The organism is Oribacterium sp. oral taxon 078 str. F0262, from assembly GCF_000160135.1.
In the GTDB taxonomy this organism is placed as follows: domain Bacteria; phylum Bacillota; class Clostridia; order Lachnospirales; family Lachnospiraceae; genus Oribacterium.
The window spans coordinates 515,381-534,203 of sequence record NZ_GG729933.1 but is presented as its reverse complement, the minus strand read 5'-3'; the positions used below and the strand labels follow the sequence as shown (position 1 = coordinate 534,203).

Sequence of the window (18,823 nt, the reverse complement as noted above, 5' to 3'; positions counted from 1 at the left end):
ATGGGATCTTCCCGAAATGGGGCTTCAGTCGACACCCGAATACTTCGGGGCGTCGGGAAAATTGATTCTCTCCTCCTCCACCACCAATGGGCGCTTCATGACCCTTTGATTGATGGAGAGGATGTACTCTCCGAGAAGGCCGATAAAGAAGATCTGGACCGAGCCGAGAAAGAGCATGCCGATCAGCATGGGGGCCATGCCTGCCGGAAAGCGGTCCCACCAGATCAGCTTCATGACGAGGTAGAGCATGCCGATCAGCATGGAGAGCGCGCTGCAGACTCCGCCAAAGAATACGGCGATGCGGAGTCCGACCTTCGTGTAGCTTGTGAAGCTCAGCATGGCGGCGTCGTAAAGTGTGTAGAAATTATTGTGCGTCGTCCCCGCCCGGCGCTTTGGCTGCGTATAGGGGATCTCCGTCCTCCGGTAGCCGAGCTCTGCGACGATGCCGCGGAGAAAGGGCGTGGGATCATCCAAAGAGCGCATCACCCTGATGAAGCTTTGGTCATAGAGTCCGAAGCCCGTGAACTGGCTGATCTGATCCACAGAGGACATCCGCTTTATGGCGCGGTAGTAGATGCCGCGGAGCCAGTACATGAGTCTGGACTCCCGGGAGCGGATCTTCACGCCGATTACGATGCGGCTCCCCTCCTCCCAGGCATGGACAAAACGGGGGATCATCTCCACCGGGTCTTGAAAGTCCGCCGCCATCAAGATGGTGGCATCCCCGTCGGACTGCAGCATCGCATAGTAGGGGCTGTTGAACTGGCCGAAATTCTTCGCGTTGAAGATCGCCTTGATCTTCGGATCCTCCCTGCAAAGCTCCCGGATTCTGTCTCTCGTCCTGTCATGGGAGTCGTTGTCGATAAAGAGGAGCTCGTAGCAATAGTCCGAAAGCTCTGCCGAAAAGCAGTCTCTGAGGGCCTTTGCGAGCGGAAGCACATTTTCCTCCTCGTTGTAGCAGGGGATAACAATACTGATCTTTTTCAAATTCGCCTCGTTTCTGACAGCCTCCGAAGATGCGCCGCGCCTTGCTGCCTAGACCGAGATCGCAATCTTTATGGCGCGCCGCTCCTTCATATCATAAATGGCCTCCGCAGTCTTGTCGAGACCCCGATACCGCTTTGTGACAAAGCAGCCCGGATGAAGCCGCTCCGTTGTAAGGATATGGAGTATCCTCTCCAGATTCTCCCTCCCGCCCTTTGAGAGCGAGAAGCGGAGCGTCTTTCCCGCCATGCCCCGCCCGATGGAGAATTTCGGGATCTCCAGAGCATCGATCCCCCGGTGCTCCTCCTGTAATTTCTCCTTCCCGGGCTCTGCCCCAAAGTACATGACATTGGAGACGATTCCGGTCCCGTACTTCACCATGTCCACTGCCATCGGAAGAGATTTCTCGTCTCCCCCGCAGAGAAGCACGCTGTCCACTCCCTTGAGAGCCGTCCTCTTCAGGATCTCGTTTACGACCGGAGAGCCCGTGGAATTGGCGAGCGGATGGAGTCCCTCCGGGAGAGCACTGACGCAGCTTTTATAGTCGATGAGCTCCACCTGGCAGTGCTCGTCCGAGAAGCTCTTTGCGATCTCCGCATTCTCTCTTCGGGAGCCGACCGCGAAGATCCTTTTCGCTCCGTAATGCCTTGCGGCGAGGATCGCGGAAAGTCCGATCGCTCCGATTCCGAGGACCGCGATCTCCTGCCCCTTCCGGACCTCTCCCTCCTCCGCGGCGGTGAAGCCGGTCTGACAGACATCCACCGCCATGAGCGCGTCCAAGAGATCCATCCCCTCGGGGATTCTCGCGAGATTCCGGTCCGCATAGGGGAGATAGAAGAGCTCCTGAAAGGCCCCGTCGATGGACTTTCCGAGCATATGGGCAGAGAAATTATATCCGGCGTGGGCATAATTTTCCAAGACATCCGGCTGAGACCAGTCCGGTGTAACCGCGGAGACCGCGACCAGCTCTCCCGGGCGGAAGTCCCGGACCGCTCCTCCGACCTCTGCGATCTCCGCGAGACATTCATGCCCCAGAGTGAGCTCCGGCTTCTTCGGGGAGCCCTGCCAGATCGTATGCACATCAGAGGTGCAGGGGGAGATGAGCTTCGGGCGAAGCAGCGCGCCGTGGGTAGATAGAAGCTTTGGCTCCGGCTTCTCCACATAGGCGATCTCCCCTCTCCCCCTGAGAACGAGCGCCCTCATACTTTTCCTCCCGGGTATTCCGTGATCGTTTTCGAGCGGAGCGCGAGGATCTTCACATTCTCCCCGAAGTCCCGCCGGATCAGTGCCGCGATCTCATCGGTATAGCCGGGGGCGGCGATCAGGATCTCATCCACCGGCTCGGAGAGGAAGTGGGACGGAGGAACGATCCGGATATGGGAGCCGGGGGCGTATCTCCCCTGCTTAAAGGGAGCGGAGTCTATGATATAGCGGATCCTTCCGCAAAGCTCTGTGCTGGAGGAAAGCGTGAAGCCCTGGTGACTTGCGCCCCAGAGCGCCATAGTCTTTCCCTCCCGGGAAAGCTCCGAGATATGCCGCTGTATCGTCTCCTTCAAAAGACTCTGATTCTCCTTTAAGCCCGTGATATCGACGGGAGATATCGCTGCGGGCTCTCCTCCGGGATAGGCTGTATCGGAAGAACGCACAATGATCTCTATCGTGTCCCGGTTTACGATCCTTTCGGAGAGCGTCTCAAAGCCCGCATCCCGGAAGAGCCTTTGCAGGCTTTCCTTTGTATAATATGCGATATGATCCCGGAGAAGCTCATAGTAACCGTCATTTTCCAGGATATATTCAAAGCTTGGGACCGTGACAAGCCCAAGCCCCGAAGCTGTGAGATTCCTCCGGACCGCCCGGAGCATAGAGAGAGGATCCGGCTGATGCTCTAAGAAATTAAACTGGGTGAAGGCGTCAAAGGGAGCCTCCGGCAGGAGAACATCCCCTTCCAGAAAGCCCCTTCGGACAGAGAGCCCCTGCTCCCTCGCCTCCTCCGAAAGCCTCTCGCTATGCTCAATCCCATAGAGCTTCAGGGAAGTAAGGAGAGAACGGAGCGCTCCCGTCTCCTCTCCCTCCTCTTCGAGGGGAAGCTCTCTCCACAGGGAGAGAAACTCTCCTCTCCCGCAGCCGACCTCGAGGAGCTTCGGCTCCCTGAGCCCCGTCTTTTTGAGCTCCAGAAGGAGGCGGCGGTACTCCTCAAAGCGGAGACGGCGCATCGTACTGCTCCCTCCCCCGGCGCGGATCACATCCCTGTAATAGGGGACCGGCTCTGTATCAAACTGCACCAGCCCGCAGCGCCCGCACTGGCAGAGCCGGAGTGTGATGGCCTTCTCCCTGGAGAGCTCCTCCTCCCCCGGAAGATCCTGCGCACTCGCGGGCATATCCTGAAAGTCCGCAAGCTTCCTCAGTGCCCCGCCGCAGGCGAGGCAACGCCTTTTCGTCTCCCCCTCCCTCATTTCCGTTCCTCCTCTGATAGAAGCTCCTCGATGCCCTGCCGAAGACTGATCCTCTCCGAAAATCCCAGGGCGCGGAGCGCCGCGGTGTCCGGCGCCATGCCGATATCCCCCTCCGCATTGTTCCCCCTCACTCCAAAGAGAAGATAGTCTCTCTCCGGAAGCCTTTCTCCGCCAGATCCTTCATTCAGAATCCGCCAGATCTCCTCGACATAGCTTCGGAGCGGGCGAGTGTCCCGGGACGCGATATCGTAGATCCCGGCCTCCGCCCTCTCTGACTCTGAGAGAAGCAAAAGAGCGGAGGAGAGATCCCGGACCTCCAGATAATTCCAGTCCTGTGTGCAGGGGGAAAGGCGGATGGCTTCCCTCCTTAAATGAGCGTGAATCAGGGCATTCACGAGACTTCCCTCGTGATCCCCGCTCCCATAGACCGAGTGAATCCGAAGGTGATAGAAGGCCGTCTCGGAGCTTTGCTCCATCCCCCAGCGCCCGAAGGCAAGCTTCGCCTTTCCGTATTCGCTCCTCGGCTCGGGCCTTTCGTGTCCCCCTCCTCCGTATTCCGCCTGAGAGCCTGCAAAGAGAAAGCGGGAGGCGTGAAGGCCCTCCGCGATCCGAAAGGCCTTCTTCGCATTCCGGATATTCCGCTCCTGAAGCTCCGGATCGGATCTTCCGGCAGAGCCCACGCCGTCCCAGCTGAAGTGCAAAAAGACAAGCTCCCCCGGCAGGCAGAGCCCCTCCTTCCCCTCTCCGCGAAGGGAGAAGCCGAAGATCCTCCGGCAGGATTCCGCCTCCGGGATGGAGTCGAAGTCCAGCTCCTGAACCAAGAGCCCGGACAGGGCGGGGGTCTTTAGCTTCTCCCTGTTTTTGCTTCCGGGGCGGACCAGTCCCACCACCCTGTGCTTTCTCTCGAGCAGAAGCTTCGCCGCACTTCTCCCCAGAAAGCTTGTGACCCCGCTGATCATAAAGAGCATTCCCTCTCTCCTCCCTCAGGAATCCGCCGTTTTTATAAGCATCAGCTTCGAAAGCTCCTCTTCCGGCAGGAAGGGGGCCATGTCCTCAAGCGGCGGACTGAGGAGTGAGCCGTCCGGTAGCTTTTTCGCGGAGGATTTCGGGAGGAACTGCTGGCTCCTGCTCACGATGATCTCGCAAAGAGCCGGCCCCTCCATCGAGAGAAGCTCCCGAAGGCCCTCCTTGAGCCCGGAATTATCCGATATCCGGAGGAAGGGATAGCCGTAGGCCTTAGCGAGCTTCTCCAGGTCCGGAAAGCTCAGATCGCTTTTCCCGCCGAGTCCGGAATCCACGCCGATCCCGACGAGAGGCTCCCCGAAGAAGCTCCTCTGCGTCTGTCGGATCGAGTGATAGCCGCCGTTATTGATCACAAAAATCTTGATCGGAAGACGGTGGTGGATGATGGTCTGAAGCTCCTGGAGATTCATCTGAAGGGAGCCGTCCCCGGTGAGAAGCAGGATATCCCGTTTCCCGTAGTCCGGATACTGCTCCTTCCTCCCCTTCCAATAGGGGTTTTTCAAGGCGTTCTCCCGCCACTTCTCCGCATCCTCCCCGTGGCTGGCTGCGCAGGCCCCGATCGCCGCCGGGAGGTCGTAGCCCATGGACGCAACTCCGTCCTGGCTGATGAACCTCCCGTCCTTTTTCACAAGCCAGGCCTGCCCCCCCGCGACGCAGGGGCTGCCGTTTCCGACGACCGTGATCTGTCCATCCTCGCTGAGCTCTGACAGGATCTTCACAAGCGCATAGACATTCGCGCCCTCCCCGTCCTCTCCCTCTATCCTCAAGTATTCCGGAAGGACAGTCGGATAGTTCTCCCGGTAAAAGGCCGTGGTCTCCAGCCAGTCGAGCCTTTCACTCTCTCCCCCCGAGGCGATCCTCTCCGCGCTTTCTGTGTGGGAGAGCATGAGCGCGTCCCTTCGCAAAATCCCCTCTCCCCCCGAAAAGAGCCTCCTCAGCTTCCGCCTGTCAAGCTCCGATAAAAGAGCACGGATCAGATCTCCCGCGTCGGAGCGGACCCGGAAATCGACGTGGAGCGAGGGCTTCCAGAGCTCCTCCCCGTCGATATCGCAGAGCATCACATAGGCCTCTCTCGCCCAGCTTTGAAAACGATAGCCGACCTGCCGGATATTCAGGCGGGAGCCGATGCTCAGGATACAGTCCGCATTCTGCACGCAGAGATTCCCCGGACGGTCTCCCCTCCCCCCGGGTCGGCCCGCATAGAGCGGGTCCTCCGTCGGGATGATATCCGGCGCATTCCAGCCGACGACGACGGGAATCTGCAGGCGATCCTTCAGCTTCAGGAAATCGGCCTCCGCCCCGGCGATCCGGATGCCGTTTCCTGTATAGAAGACCGGTCTCCTGCTCTCCTTCAGCTTATCCAGGATATGGGACGCCGCTTCTCTCAGCTCCTCCCCGGGAGGGATCGGAAGCTCCTCCCGCGCTGCCCCCCGGTCCTCCGGAAGGCGCTGCGGATTTTCGAGGGCAGAGAGGCCGCGGAGAACTTCTTCCCTCTCCTCCTCCGACGTAAAGTATCTCTGCATCGAGGACGCCGTCTCCGGGTGAGAATGCCGCTTCCCTTCCGCATTCCCCCAGCCGTCCTCTCCGCGCTCATAGCTCTCCCGGAAAAAGCCCCGGAGCTCCTCCGTCTCGATATAGCAGCCCTGTACATCCACCGGAATATCCAGCCAGCAGGGGCCGGGCCGTCCGGTCTGCGAGAGATAGATGCACTTTTCCAGGGCATACCGCACCCGGTAGGGATCCAGCAAAAGCTCCGCATACTTCGTCATGCAGGAGACCGCCCTTGTGATCTCAAACTCCTGGTCCCCCATCGCGCGGAGCCTGCGTCCGCTCCAATGCGCCGTATTGTCCCTTCGGACCTGTCCGCTGATGACGAGCATCGGGATGGAGTCCAGCCACGCGCCGAGCACGCCGGTGATCGCATTCGTCCCTCCGGGGCCGGAGGTCACACACACGAGCGCCGGACGATTGTAGATCCTCGCATAGCTCTCCGCCGCCATGGCGCAGGCCTGTTCATGGTGCTGATAGAGCGTATGCATCCCCCTCTGATGCCCGAAGGCATCATTTAAGTGCATCGCGCCGCCGCCGGTCACGCTGAAGTTCTGCGTGATTCCGTTTGCGACGAGTGTCTCCGAAATGTAATCCGCCAATCTCTGTCTCATGCTCTCCTATCTCCCGAAAAATTCCGCCCAGTCATCCAAAAATTTCCTGTTTCTCTCATTTTCCCGAAGGACGAGCTCCTCCGGGGCCTCCGGCTCCGGCTCACCGCAGAGGTCCACAGAGAGGATCGGAAGAGCAGAGGCAAGAATCCAGGAGAGGCTCCGCGCGTACTCCTCCAAGCCGATGCCGCTCCCCTCTCTCCCCTCGTCCTGAAAAAGCCTCTTGTCGATCGAGAGACAGAGGGGAAGCGACAGCAGCTGAAGAAGCGAGGGGATATGGCTCTCCGCCCTTCCATTTCTCAGATCCTCATCCGTAAAGCAATAGAGGCTTGTGGAGAGAATCGGATCCCGGAGCTCCGGAGAGGGCCGGTACTCTCTCCCGAGGCTCATAAGCTCATCATTGATCCTCGCCCGCTTCTCCGCACTCGGTCCGATTAGAAGTATCCCCCGGCAATGCGGCATCCTCAGCATGATCTCCCGAATCCAGGAGGCGTGGCTTATCCCCCTTTGCTCCGTCCGCCGAAGATCCGCGTCATAGTCATAGATGACGAGGAGGAAATCCTCCTCCCGCTGCTCCAGCCAGAAACGACTCATATAATGATAATCCGAAAGATCCAGAAAATGAAGAGGAGCACCTAAAAGCTCCGGCCGCAAAAGCTCGGCTCTTAAAAGGGCTTCCTCCTCCGGGGCGCGGAGCCCGCCCCTTTGGAAGCGGTCCCGGAGGGAAAGAAGGAGAGCGCCCTCCCTCTCCCTCCAGAAGCTCTCCCTTTCATAGATTCCGGACAGATCCATGACGACAAAGGACAGCTTTTTCATCTCCTCTTCCCTTCCTCTCCTGAAAAATCCTGTTTCCCGAAAAAGGAAGCGCCGCTTTTCCCGACGCCTCCCGCGATCTTCTCACTGCTTTTCTATCATAACACGAATCCCCCTATAAATAAAATGATTCAAAGCAGAAAGCGCTTGCAAAACTCCGATCGAAATGCTAGGATAGAGGGGTCCTGCGGATATAGTACATCGGTAGTACCCTAGCTTCCCAAGCTAGTGAGGCGGGTTCGACTCCCGTTATCCGCTCTCGTTAAAAGAAGCCCGGAGCAGCTGCTCCGGGCTTCTTTTCTTCTTACTCTTTCCGTCCTCCCGGCTATTTCCCGGGCCAAGAGGAAAGGGGAGCCTTCGCCTCCAAAAGACGGAGGGAAAGCGCAGGAACATGCCATTTGGCTGCCGCAGGGCTTTCCTTTGCGGAAGATCCCAAAGGGCAGCGAAAAATTTCAGGAACTCCGCAATCCGGCGGGAAGCCCCAGCTCCTCCGGCAGAAAGCGCGGAGATACGTTCTCCTTCGTGCAGATGACAGAGGCCGCGAGGCGGCTCCCGATCTCACAGGCCCCGCAGAGCCCCTTCCCATAGGTCAGTCCGATGGCGACCCCGGCAAAGAAAGCATCCCCCGCCCCCGTCGTATCGATGACATGCACCCTTTTCGACGGACAGCGGCCGGAGGCTCCGCTCTGCTCCGCATAGACGGCGCCCCTCTCCCCCATGGTGACGATCATCCTCGGAATCTTCGCAAGCTGCACCTTTTCCAAAAGCTCCTTCTCCAGCTCCTCCGGAGAGCGGCCTTCATAGTTCTCGGAAAAGAGAAGCCCCGCCTCCTGCTCATTGCAGACGATGCAGTCGGTCCGCTTCAGAAGATCCCGCCTCTCCATCGCGATGGACATATTGGAGACCACCGCATAGATCTTCTTCCGATACTTCTCGGAAAGCGAAAAGATCTGCTTCAGAATCGCGGAGTCCATATCGATCTCCAGGACGACACTGTCCGCCCGGGAGATGATCTCCTCCCCATGCTCTTTCAGAATATCGGAGATTTCAGAAAGATCCGGTCTCCCGGAGATCGAGGCCACGACATCCCCCTCGTTGTTGAAGACCGCAAGCCAGGTCCCGAGCCCGCCCTCGACTCTCCGGATGTAGTCGGTGTTCACCCGATGGCGCTGGAGCTTCCGGATCACATCCGTCCCCATGCCTCCCTCATCCACAATGCTGATAAAGGTCGGCCGAAGCTCCACATTCGCGATGTCCTCCGCCACGTTCCGGCTCACGCCCCCGTGCACCTGTATGACGCGGCCCGCATTTTTGCCTCCGGGGATGTACTGCGAAAGCGGATAGCCCTTCACATCCACAAAGACCGCACCGAAGACCACGATTCCCAGCCCTTCGGCGCGGCTTTTCGCATCCTTCCCTTCTCCCTCAGCGTCTTTCTGCCTCGTTTCCTCTTCCATCCCCTCTTGCCTCTTTTCTACATCCATTTTCCCGTGCCGCAGTTTTCCCGGCGCGGGACGCTCTTCCCTCGGCTGCCCTGTCCTTTATATGAATCCGAATCCCTTCGGACCGGGCTCTCCGGAAGATGCCTTCGGATATCGGATTCTCAGGACTCTGCCGCCTCTTCGATGAGCTTGAGATAATTCGCGCTGTCCTTCAGCGTCGCTCCGCTCACGGCATCCGCCTTCTCCTCTCCGGCCATACTGTCGATCTCTATGACCGTCTTTCCGTCCGCCGCCTTCTGGATCGCATCATAGCCCTCGTCGATCCTCTTCGTGGCCTGGGCCTTTTCCTTCATCAGGCCGCTGTAATACTCCGCATTCACTCTCTTCGAGGCGAGAACCTGTCCCTCCGCGTAGTTTTCTCCCAGCTTCTTGTCACTGTTCGGCACGCCGCTCGCCGAATCCTTCGGCATGAACTGCAATTCGTCCAGGTAGCTCAGGACAACCTTATCCCCGTCCGTCAGCACGGCCGCTGTGGAGAAGCACTTATCGCCGTGGGCCGCTCCGAGCATAAATTTCAGCTTAAGTCCGCTCGGATCCCCTTCGAAGCTCACGCCCGGGTTTCCTTTCGCATTCTTCGCCGCCTCAACGATCGCGGCGAGGTACTTCGCCGTGTCCTTCAGTGTCGCTCCGCTCACAGCGTCCACCGCATTGTCCTCCGAAGAGAGCTTCTCCAGCTCTTCGATCGTCTTTCCCGCCGCAAAGCTCTGGATCGCATCGTAGCCTCCGGAGATCGTCCCGGTGGCCTGCGCCTTCTCCTTCATGAGACCGCTGTAATAATCGCTGTTCTCCCGCTTTGAGGCGAGCACGACATCTCCGGTATAGCCCTCCGCGAGGCCGCCGTCCGCATTCGGCACGCCCTTCGCGCTCTCCTTCGGAAGGAACTGGTACTCATCAATATAAGCTGCCAGAACGGTATCGCCCTTTACAACAGCGACGGCCTGGGCGAAGCTCTTCTCCCCGTGCGCTGACGCGTAGGCCTCACCGATCCGGAGCTCTCCTCCCGCCTCCTCCGCCTTGCTCTCGGAGGAAGCGGAGGATTCCTTTTTCTCCTCCGCCTTTGTCTCAGCGGGAGAGCTCTCAGGCGAAGCTTCTCCGAGCGCCTGTTTCACTGCCTCCTTTACCGCATTGCTCGTCACAGTGGCGCCGCTCACGCCGTCAATATCTGCGCCGTTTGCCTTTACGATCTGCTCCTGCAGCGTCGGGATCGCCGCCTTTCCGACATTATCCGTCTCGTTCGCTCCCTCTATCTTCGCCTCGATGATCTTCCCGTCCTTCTTCGTGAGCGTCACCGTCACATCTCCTCCGAAGCCCTTCGCGCTCCCGCTAAGGCTCGCGGAATCTCCCGCCGCTTTGCTCTCCGTCTTTCCGCCGCCGCAGGCAGCGAGTGAAAATCCCATCGCCCCCAGTATAAGTCCTGTCAAAACTCTCTTCATAAAAAATCCTCCCTGAACTTCTATGCCGAAATGACCGGCGCCACGATGATAAGCCCCACATATTTGTATGACTCGGCCCCGCCTTGCCGCCTTGTCTTCTGCCGCTGGGCGAGAACTTACGGCGCAAGCTAATCATATACAGGGGCCAACTCGCTGTCAATAAAAAAGAAGGATTTATTATCGTTTTATAAGTCACAGCTAACTTTCTCCGCTGACAAAAAAATACGAAAAATCCATAAAAGTCTATGCAGATTTTTCTCTCTCTGTGGTATTCTAGAAAGGTATCGACAAAGCTCCGCTTCCCTGTCTTCTCCGGAGGAGGCGTGTGTGCCTTTGGGTCCGCTTTTGCTTTTTTCGATACGTTTCAAAGTAATAAAGAAGGAGATTTCAATGGACAAAGCTTTAATGGACAACTATACGGAGATTCTTCGGGGCGAGCTGATCCCCGCGATGGGCTGCACAGAACCGATCGCGATCGCCTTCGCCGCTGCGGCCGCGGGAAAGCTCCTCGGCGAGGAGGCCGAGCACATGGTGATCAGCTGCTCCGGCAACATGATCAAGAATGTAAAGGCGGTCACGGTGCCAAATTCCGGAGGGCAGAAGGGGATCCCGGCCGCGGCAATTCTCGGTCTGATCGGCGGGGATCCGGACAAGAAGCTCGAGGTCATCACCGAGGTCACGGAGGAAGCGCGGGAAAGGACGAGAAGGCTCGCGAAAGAGGGATTTTGCGAGGTAAAATTCGCGGAGAATGTCCCGAACCTCTACATCTCCGCCATCGTCCGGGGAAAAGAGCACAGCGCGGAGATCCGGATCGAGAACAGCCACACAAATATCAGCCTCATGGAGAGGGACGGAGAAGTCCTCTTTCAGGAAGGGGAACAGCCAAAGGACGACACTCCGATCCCCATCGGGGATAAAAGCCTCATGGATCTCCAGGGCATCCTCGAATATGCGGACAGCGTCGATCTCTCCGAGGTCAGGGAGCTTTTACAGCGGCAGATCGACATGAACTATGCGATCTCCCAGGAGGGACTGGACAATGTATGGGGCGCCTGCGTCGGAAAGACAATCCTCGAGGCCTTCGGGCACGATGTGAAAAGCTGCGCCTGTGCAAGGGCAGCGGCGGGCTCCGATGCCAGGATGAGCGGCTGCCCTCTGCCGGTCGTCATCAATTCCGGAAGCGGCAATCAGGGCATCACGGTGAGCATGCCGATCGTCGAATACGCGAAGGCCCTCGAGGTCTCGGAGCAAAAGCGCTTCCGCGCGCTCATCATCAGCAACCTGGTTTCCATCTATATCAAGCACTTCATCGGGGCGCTCTCCGCCTTCTGCGGAGCGGTTAGCGCCTCCTGCGGGGCCGGGGCCGGCATCACCTATCTCTCCGGCGGAGACTACCCGAGGATCTCGAAGACGATCACCAATACTCTCGCAAATGTGGGCGGTATCGTCTGCGACGGCGCAAAGCCGAGCTGCGCGGCAAAGGTCGCGTCCTCCCTCCACGCGGCGATCCTCGCGCATCACATGAGCATGAACGATAAATCCTTTGCCGCCGGTGAGGGGATCGTGGAGGACGACGTGGAGGAGACCATCCGCAACATGGGTTATATCGGAAAGGTCGGCATGCGCCCCACAGATCGGGAGATTCTGAACGTCATGACGGATCAGGTCGATGTGAAAAGCTGCCTGTAAATACCGTATAAGGTCCCGCCGGTGGGGACTCCGGCGTTCCGCACGCTTTTTCGGCATCATGCCCATTGGCACGTAATTTTTTCGATTGAATCCGTGTTATCCTAACTTTTAACTTTATATTCTTCTCTATGGATAGCTGTCGGAAGGCAGCTGAGAGAAGACGGAAGAAGAAATCAGGAAGGGGAATTTATGAAAAAAAGAGCAGTGATTGGAATTTCCACAGGACTCCTTGTGGACAGCGGGGGGATCTTTCCCGGCTATCACAGGATCTATGTGAACCGGGATTATGTCGACTCCGTGCTGGCATCCGGGGGCGTCCCCTTGATGCTTCCGATGAGCGATGATCAGGAGGCTCTCGAGAAGGCCCTGTCCCTTATAGACGGACTGATCCTCTCCGGAGGCCACGATGTCTCCCCGATAAACTACGGGGAGGAGCCGCATCAAAAGCTCGGGGAGATCTGTCCGGAGAGGGACCGCTATGACTATTTCCTCTATCGAAAGGCAAAGGAAAGGGGAATCCCCATCCTCGGCATCTGCCGCGGCATCCAGGTGATCAATACCTGTGAGGGAGGGACTCTCTATCAGGATCTCTCCGAGAAGTCGGGGGATGTCTACAAGCATATGCAGGGGCACAGTCCGAAGACAGCGACCCACTCCGTGGGAATCGCCAAGGATTCCCGGCTGCAAAAGATCCTTGGAAAGGAAGAGCTCCGCGTGAACTCCTTCCACCACCAGATCTTAAAGGATATCGCGGCAGACTTCGATGTGAGCGCAAGAGCAAAGGACGGTGTCGTCGAAGCGATCGAGCATAGAAGCGCAGACTTCATCATCGGCGTGCAGTGGCACCCGGAAATGCGCTCCATGGTCGACCCCGATATGAAGAAGCTCTTTCAGGCTCTGGTCACGGAAGCGGGGAGGTAAGATATCATGGCTGAAGAAAAAAAGAAAATCGGATTTTGGTCCATCGTCCTTCTCACGATCAATGCGATCATCGGGACAGGCATCTTCCTCTCCCCGGGCGGCGTCGCAAAGCTCTCGGGAAGCCTCGCGCCCTTCATCTACATCTGCGCGGCGGTCTTTGCCGCCGTCCTGGCCCTAAGCTTTGCCTCCGCCTCCCGCTACGTCGTAAAAAACGGAGCGGCCTACGCCTACTGTGAGGCGGCCTTCGGCGAAAATGCGGGACTCTATGTCGGAATCACGAGATTCGTCGCGGCGAGCATCGCCTGGGGCGTCATGGCGACCGGTGTCGTGAAGACCGCCCTCCAGATTCTCGGACAGGACAGCTCGGACAAGGGAAAAATCACCCTCGGCTTCCTCCTCCTGATGACGATTCTCCTCGTGATCAATCTGGTCGGGACGAGGGTCCTCACCTTCGTCTCCAATCTCTCCACGATCGGAAAGCTCTCCGCCCTCGCCATCACGATCCTCGCGGGCTTCTATATCCTGTTCACGACCCATGTCAACCGCATCCTGGAGGTCGATCAGCTCCTGAATGACGCGGGAGAAAAGCTGGTGCCTCCGCTCACGAGCGGCGGATTCGTGACAGCCGTCATCGCCGCCTTCTACGCCTTCACAGGCTTTGAGAGTGTGGCGAGCGGGGCGAGCGATATGGAGGAGCCGGAGAAGAATCTTCCGAAGGCCCTTCCTCTTGCGATCAGCATCATCGCCCTCATCTACTTCGGCATCGTCTTCGTCTCCATGATGATCGATCCCGTGGCAATGGTGAGCTCAAAGGATGTCGTCGTGCTCGCTGCGGTCTTCCAGAATCCCCTGATCAAAAACATCATCATCCTGGGCGCTCTGGTCTCCATGTTCGGCATCAATGTCGCGGCCTCCTTCCTGACGCCGCGTGTCATCGAGGCGATGGCGAATGACGGCCAGGTCCCGAAGCTCTTTGCAAAACGGACCGGGCGCGATCTCCCGCTCCCGGCCTTCCTTCTGACGGTGCTTCTCGCCATCGTGATTCCGATGGCTTTTAATTACGATATGAGAGGCATTATGATCATAAGCTCGATCTCCCGCTTTGTGCAGTTCGTGCTGGTGCCGCTCGCGGTCATTACCTTCTACTACGGAAAGAACCGAAAGCCGATCATCGATAATCCGAAGAAAAACTTCATTCTGGATGTCCCCGTCTCCCTTCTCTCCCTCGTGCTCACCCTGCTGCTCCTCGCAAAATTCAAGTGGGCCGCGCAGTTCTCCGTCACAGTGGACGGAGTGACAAAGCCGAACCTCTATGCGATTTTCGCCATGATCCTCGGCTATATCGTGCTGCCGATCCTCGTCTACCTCTATCGAAGCAGCAAAAAGAAAGCGTCATAGAAAGAAGGAATTGACTATATTTTCCGTATCAGTCTCTCTCAGATAAGGAAACAGCCGCCTGTAAGGCGGCTGTTTCCTTATCTGTCATAATGCCGATCGCTCGTTCCAAAAAATCTTAGTTCTCATAGATCTCTCTGCGGTGCCCGACAGTGAGAGCAAGTATAATGAGCTCATCCTCTTTTATGATGCATATAAGGCGATAATCTCCTATTCTGTATCTCCATTGACCGCTTTTATTTCCCGTCAGTCCTCTTCCGTGGATACGGGGATCTGTCGTGTCCGCAAGATTTTTATCAATCCATCCTCGTATCATTTTCTGCGTGTACTTATCTAGCTTCCTGAATTCCTTCTTGAAACGTTCCGACAGCAGGACTTTATACTTCTGCATCCAACTCCCTCCAAAAATCGGCCGCGGGGGTAGCTTTGCATCCGCTGTCTATATAGTCTTTGTAGGCCTCCTCAGCTGCTGTGAGATCATATTCATCCTCTATACGCTCAAATAAAGCTCTCTTAAAAGCTTCCCCCAAGGAGACTGCATGAAGTTTTGCATAGCTCTCCGCAAGTGCTTTTTCTTCGTCTGTCAATCTGATGGAAAATGCCATATTATCATCCCCTCCCTTTTGCAGTACATTGTACTGCCGCCGGGCCGATCTGTCCATATCAAGCCTCTTATAAAGGGTAAGAGCGTCCGCAGCCTCAAAACCCGAGCACTCAGCGTCTCCTCTTTCTCGCATACTGCATCGCCTGAAGGGAGAAGCGGTAGAACTCCTCCTTCTTTCCCTTCAGGGCGCGGTCCGGAATCACGATCCCCCGCTTTGCATCGAGGTAGAGGATGAGCTGCCACGGCCCCTTCTCGACTCCTTTGATCTGAGACCAGTTATACTCCTGCTTTTCCCCCCTGTGCTTCAGGTAGAGATTTCTCTCGCTCACAAGGAGCTCGACCTCTCCCCAGAGCTTCCTCAGCTGGAGTTTTAAGCGGATCGCGAGGATTATCGGCTGAAAGAGAGGGAAATAAAGAGCCGCAAGGACTGCCAGAGCGCGGATCAGGGGATGACGCCCCGCGGGAGAGGAAAGGGCGAGCGCTCCCGTCGCGGCCGCGAAGGTCATATTGATGATCCCCAGATAGGAATGATAGGTCTTGTAGAGCGTGAGAGCCAGGAGATTTCGCACCGTATTTCGGAAAAGAAAGCGATACCTCATATCAGCTAAGCCCTGCCAGTACCCCTGCGCCCTGCGGCACATAGCCAAAAAGCTTCGGGATAAAGAGAGCAACCCCCGGCACAAAGGTGATAATCAGAAGCGCGAGGACCATCATTACATAGAAGGGAAGTGTCGCGACAACCACCTTCTCCATGGGGCGCTTCGCGATCGCGGAGCCGATGAAAAGGACCGCGCCGACCGGAGGGGTCAGGAGTCCGATCCCGCAGTTTAAGACCACGATGATGCCGTACTGCACCGGGTCCAGCCCGATGGAGCGCGCAATCGGGAGAAGGATCGGCGTGGAGATCAGGATGATCGGCGCCATATCCATGATGCAGCCTAAGAGCAGGAGGATGATATTCAGAAGGATCGCGATCACGACCGGATTGTCCGATACCCCGCGGATCAGCTGCGCTGCGAGATCCGGCACATGGAGCGTCGTAAGGCAGTAGCCGAAGGCGCTGGAGGTCGCGATCAGAATCAGGACGATCGCGAGGGTATTCACGCAGTCGTCGAGGCATTTCCACACACCCTTCCAGTTCAGGCCCTTATAGATATAGACCGAAACGATCAGGGAGTAGATGACGGCAATGGCAGCGGATTCCGTCGCGGTGACGAGGCCGCTCACGACACCGACCACGACGATCAGGATCGAAGCGAGCGCCCAGATCGAGACCCCGAGCTCCTTTAGGAAAAAGCGGAGGGAGAAGGCCTTCCCCTTCGGATAATGCCGCTTCTTCGAGATGATGTAGGAGCCGACCATGAGGCAGCCCGCAAGGACCGCACCCGGAAGATAGCCCGCGAGAAAGAGCGAGCCCACAGAGAGCCCGCCGGCGGTCGTCGCATAGATCACCATATTGTGGGAGGGCGGCACCAGCATCCCCTCGACAGAGGAGGAGATCGTCACCGCGGTCGAAAAGTCCACATCGTAGCCGCGGTTCACCATCATGGGAATCTCGAGAGAACCGAGGGAGGCCGTGTCCGCCGCCGCGGAGCCGGAGATCCCTCCGAAGAAGTAGGAGGCGACGATGTTTACCATCGCAAGCCCGCCGGTCATCCAGCCCACACAGGCGTCCGCCAGATTAAGGAGCTTCTCGGAGATCCCTCCGGTCCCCATCAAAACTCCCATGGTGATGAAAAAGGGCACCGCCATGAGGGAGAAGGAGGAAATTCCCTTGACCATCTGCTGACAGACCGCGGCCAGATCCTTCCCCTGATAGGCGAGGCAGAAGATTGCGGAGAGTGCGACGGAATAGGCGATCGGAAAGCGAAGAAGGATCATGATGAAAAAGCTGAGAAGAAGCACCATGATCGCGGCGGAATTGGCATCCATTACTCTCCCTCCTTCCGATAAAAGGCCTCGAGATCCAAAAAGATCCTCTCAAGCTCAAAGATCAGCATCGCAAGTCCCGCGATCGGGATCGGGAAATACATCCAGAACTTCGAGAGCCAGGGCATGCTGATATAGCTTCCGACCGCGCCGAGCCCGGCCGCATATTTCCATCCCACGACGATCATAATGACGGCGAGCACAAGGACCGCGATATCCGAAAGAAGATCCAGTATCTTCACAAAGGTCTTCGGGAGAAAGCGGTCGAAGGTCGTCATCCGGATATGGCTCTTTCTCCGGATCGCGAGCGCCGCGGAGAGAACCGCCATATAGGACATCAATGTGAGCACAAGCTCCTCCGACCAGGCCGGATCCGGAATGAAGGGGATCTGCCGCCCGATGACAGACATCGTCGTGATCGCAATGTCCGCTATCAGGAGAAGCTTGCAGAGAAAGAGAATGACCTTATCCATCAGGTCATAGAGCGGCTTGATCTTCTCAAGTCTGGAAAATATCACAGGCATAGCGACCTCCAAAAAGGGGCACCGCCGCAGAGGGGACAGCCTCCCGGGAAAGGGCGCGGCGTCCTCCGCCGGGCGAGCGGCGCGGGGATACGGACGACTTTCGGTGATTTAAGGCTGCCGCTTAAGCGGCAGCCTTAAATCGGTCTTTCCGAAATCAGGATGCGTAATCCAGAATCTTCTGGTAGAGCTCCGCCTGAGACTTCGTGCTGTCCTCGATGACCTTCTTGCAGGCGTCCTTCCAGGGCGCCTTGTCCGTCACCTCGACCACATTGACGCCGGAGGACTTAATCTTTGTGAGGACCTCCTTCTCCGCCTGCTCCGCGATCTCCCTGTCGTAGTCGCCGGCGATCCTTCCGGCCTCCTCCAGGACCTTCTGCTGATTCTCCGTGAGCTTGGCCCAGCCCTTATCGGAGATCACGATCTCTATGACGCCGAGGGTGTGGCCGTCCAGGACCAGGTTCGGGGCGACCTCCGGGAAGGCATTCGAAAGGTAGTTCGCCATCGGCTGCTCCGCACCGTCCACGACGCCGGTCTGGAGGGCGGAGTAGAGCTCGTTAAAGGGCACGACAGTCGGATTCGCGCCGAAGCCCTGTACCATTCCGGTCATGATCGGATCATTGGAGACGCGGAGCTTTCTGCCCTTTAAATCCTTCACCTCGACGGCGGGCTCCTTCGTGAAGAAGTGACGGAAGCCCTCCTCCCCGTAGAAAAGTCCGCGGATCGGGAGTCCCTTCTCCTTCGGCTCCTCCAGGAACTCCTTCGCGAGATCGGACTGCGCAAACTTCCAGAAGTGCTCCCTCGATTCAAAGGTAAAGGGCACGGAGAGGAGCTTCGACTTCTCCCCGCCATAGCTTGTGAGCGCAAAGGCGGAGATCCTCGAAATGTCGATACTATCCCCTCCCGCGAGGACGGAATCCAGGACATCATTCTCGGAGCCGAGTACGCCGGAGGCCTGGAGGTCTATCGAGATGGAGCCGCCGGAGATGCTCTCCACAGCTTCCTTGAACTTAAGATCCGTCTTCCCGACGATGGTGTCCAGCGGATTGACCTCTGCCATCACAAGCTTGACCTTCGGGTCCGCGGCGGCCTTCTCGTTGACCTGGTAATCCGTACTGGAAGCGCTTTCAGCGCCCTGCGAAGAGGCATCCTCCGCCTTTGATTCCGCGCTTTCTCCCTTTTCGGACGCGGCCTTTGTCTCCTGCTTCTCTCCTCCCGCCTTCGTCTCCTGCTTTGCGGATCCTCCGCAGGCGGTCAGTGACAAGGCAAGCAGCGCCGCAAGTGCCGCGTTCAGCACTCTTTTTTTCATAGATTTTCCTCCCTTTTTCGTCAAAATCCCATTCCGGTATGAACTCAAATCATTATAAAGCAGAAAAAAGCTTTTGGAAATCGGAAAA

The 18,823-nt window shown here is 57.6% G+C and carries 17 protein-coding genes and 1 tRNA gene; 4 read left to right on the top strand and 14 right to left on the bottom strand.

What is annotated here, in order from left to right:
- Positions 1-24: 24 nt before the first annotated feature.
- Genes GCWU000341_RS02440 through GCWU000341_RS02415 form a run of 6 tightly spaced genes read right to left on the bottom strand, consistent with a single transcriptional unit; the run spans position 25 to position 7,435 of the window.
- A complete protein-coding gene (locus GCWU000341_RS02440; protein ID WP_009214118.1) occupies positions 25-987 on the bottom strand; it encodes a glycosyltransferase family 2 protein in 963 nt (320 codons plus the stop codon).
- 48 nt (positions 988-1,035) lie between these two features.
- Complete coding sequence (locus tag GCWU000341_RS02435) at positions 1,036-2,187, bottom strand: alcohol dehydrogenase catalytic domain-containing protein (RefSeq protein ID WP_009214117.1); 1,152 nt, start codon at positions 2,185-2,187, stop codon at positions 1,036-1,038.
- Positions 2,184-3,437: a class I SAM-dependent methyltransferase gene (locus GCWU000341_RS02430; RefSeq protein WP_009214116.1), complete on the bottom strand. Its 1,254-nt coding sequence runs from the start codon at positions 3,435-3,437 to the stop codon at positions 2,184-2,186. Before GCWU000341_RS02430 ends, GCWU000341_RS02435 begins: the two co-directional genes overlap by 4 nt.
- Positions 3,434-4,405, bottom strand: coding sequence for an NAD-dependent epimerase/dehydratase family protein (locus tag GCWU000341_RS02425; protein ID WP_009214115.1), 972 nt, complete (start codon positions 4,403-4,405; stop codon positions 3,434-3,436). Before GCWU000341_RS02425 ends, GCWU000341_RS02430 begins: the two co-directional genes overlap by 4 nt.
- A 15-nt stretch (positions 4,406-4,420) precedes the next feature.
- Positions 4,421-6,622 carry a thiamine pyrophosphate-binding protein gene (locus tag GCWU000341_RS02420; protein WP_009214114.1) on the bottom strand — a complete coding sequence of 734 codons (2,202 nt, stop codon included), beginning with the start codon at positions 6,620-6,622 and terminating at the stop codon, positions 4,421-4,423.
- 6 nt (positions 6,623-6,628) lie between these two features.
- Positions 6,629-7,435, bottom strand: a complete 807-nt coding sequence (locus GCWU000341_RS02415) for a hypothetical protein (protein ID WP_009214113.1) — start codon at positions 7,433-7,435, stop codon at positions 6,629-6,631.
- A gap of 184 nt (positions 7,436-7,619) precedes the next feature.
- On the opposite strand from GCWU000341_RS02415, the gene GCWU000341_RS02410 reads away from it, so the two are divergent.
- Positions 7,620-7,690: transfer RNA gene (locus tag GCWU000341_RS02410), tRNA-Gly, on the top strand.
- A 194-nt stretch (positions 7,691-7,884) separates the two neighbouring features.
- On the opposite strand, the gene GCWU000341_RS02405 is transcribed toward GCWU000341_RS02410, so the two are convergent.
- Both GCWU000341_RS02405 and GCWU000341_RS02400 read right to left on the bottom strand, forming a co-directional pair.
- On the bottom strand, positions 7,885-8,889 hold the full coding sequence (locus GCWU000341_RS02405) for a carbohydrate kinase family protein (protein WP_330360368.1): 1,005 nt from the start codon (positions 8,887-8,889) through the stop codon (positions 7,885-7,887).
- A gap of 146 nt (positions 8,890-9,035) precedes the next feature.
- On the bottom strand, positions 9,036-10,367 hold the full coding sequence (locus GCWU000341_RS02400; RefSeq protein ID WP_009214111.1) for an FMN-binding protein: 1,332 nt from the start codon (positions 10,365-10,367) through the stop codon (positions 9,036-9,038).
- Positions 10,368-10,757: 390 nt separating this feature from the next.
- Between GCWU000341_RS02400 and GCWU000341_RS02395 the strand changes: the two genes are divergently transcribed.
- The 3 genes from GCWU000341_RS02395 to GCWU000341_RS02385 all read left to right on the top strand — a co-directional run bounded on the left by GCWU000341_RS02395 (position 10,758) and on the right by GCWU000341_RS02385 (position 14,375).
- Positions 10,758-12,056 carry an L-cysteine desulfidase family protein gene (locus GCWU000341_RS02395; protein ID WP_040652945.1) on the top strand — a complete coding sequence of 433 codons (1,299 nt, stop codon included), beginning with the start codon at positions 10,758-10,760 and terminating at the stop codon, positions 12,054-12,056.
- Positions 12,057-12,245: 189 nt separating this feature from the next.
- Positions 12,246-12,977 (top strand): gamma-glutamyl-gamma-aminobutyrate hydrolase family protein, encoded by a 732-nt coding sequence (locus GCWU000341_RS02390; protein WP_009214109.1) that lies wholly within the window; start codon positions 12,246-12,248, stop codon positions 12,975-12,977.
- Between the two features lie 6 nt (positions 12,978-12,983).
- A complete protein-coding gene (locus GCWU000341_RS02385) occupies positions 12,984-14,375 on the top strand; it encodes an APC family permease (protein ID WP_009214108.1) in 1,392 nt (463 codons plus the stop codon).
- 115 nt (positions 14,376-14,490) lie between these two features.
- Here GCWU000341_RS02385 and GCWU000341_RS02380 read toward each other — a convergent pair whose 3' ends face one another.
- The 6 genes from GCWU000341_RS02380 to GCWU000341_RS02355 form a co-directional block, all read right to left on the bottom strand.
- Complete coding sequence (locus tag GCWU000341_RS02380) at positions 14,491-14,763, bottom strand: type II toxin-antitoxin system RelE family toxin (protein ID WP_009214107.1); 273 nt, start codon at positions 14,761-14,763, stop codon at positions 14,491-14,493.
- The gene (relB, locus tag GCWU000341_RS02375; protein WP_036598971.1) at positions 14,750-14,977 is read right to left on the bottom strand and encodes a type II toxin-antitoxin system RelB family antitoxin; all 228 of its coding nucleotides are present in this window, start codon (positions 14,975-14,977) and stop codon (positions 14,750-14,752) included. Before relB ends, GCWU000341_RS02380 begins: the two co-directional genes overlap by 14 nt.
- A 109-nt stretch (positions 14,978-15,086) precedes the next feature.
- On the bottom strand, positions 15,087-15,575 hold the full coding sequence (locus GCWU000341_RS02370; protein ID WP_009214105.1) for a YcxB family protein: 489 nt from the start codon (positions 15,573-15,575) through the stop codon (positions 15,087-15,089).
- A gap of 1 nt (position 15,576) precedes the next feature.
- Positions 15,577-16,908: a TRAP transporter large permease gene (locus GCWU000341_RS02365; RefSeq protein WP_009214104.1), complete on the bottom strand. Its 1,332-nt coding sequence runs from the start codon at positions 16,906-16,908 to the stop codon at positions 15,577-15,579.
- Positions 16,908-17,429 carry a TRAP transporter small permease gene (locus tag GCWU000341_RS02360; RefSeq protein ID WP_009214103.1) on the bottom strand — a complete coding sequence of 174 codons (522 nt, stop codon included), beginning with the start codon at positions 17,427-17,429 and terminating at the stop codon, positions 16,908-16,910. The genes GCWU000341_RS02365 and GCWU000341_RS02360 overlap by 1 nt, the downstream gene beginning before the upstream one ends.
- Positions 17,430-17,583: 154 nt before the next feature.
- Positions 17,584-18,735 (bottom strand): TRAP transporter substrate-binding protein, encoded by a 1,152-nt coding sequence (locus tag GCWU000341_RS02355; RefSeq protein WP_009214102.1) that lies wholly within the window; start codon positions 18,733-18,735, stop codon positions 17,584-17,586.
- Positions 18,736-18,823 lie beyond the last annotated feature (88 nt).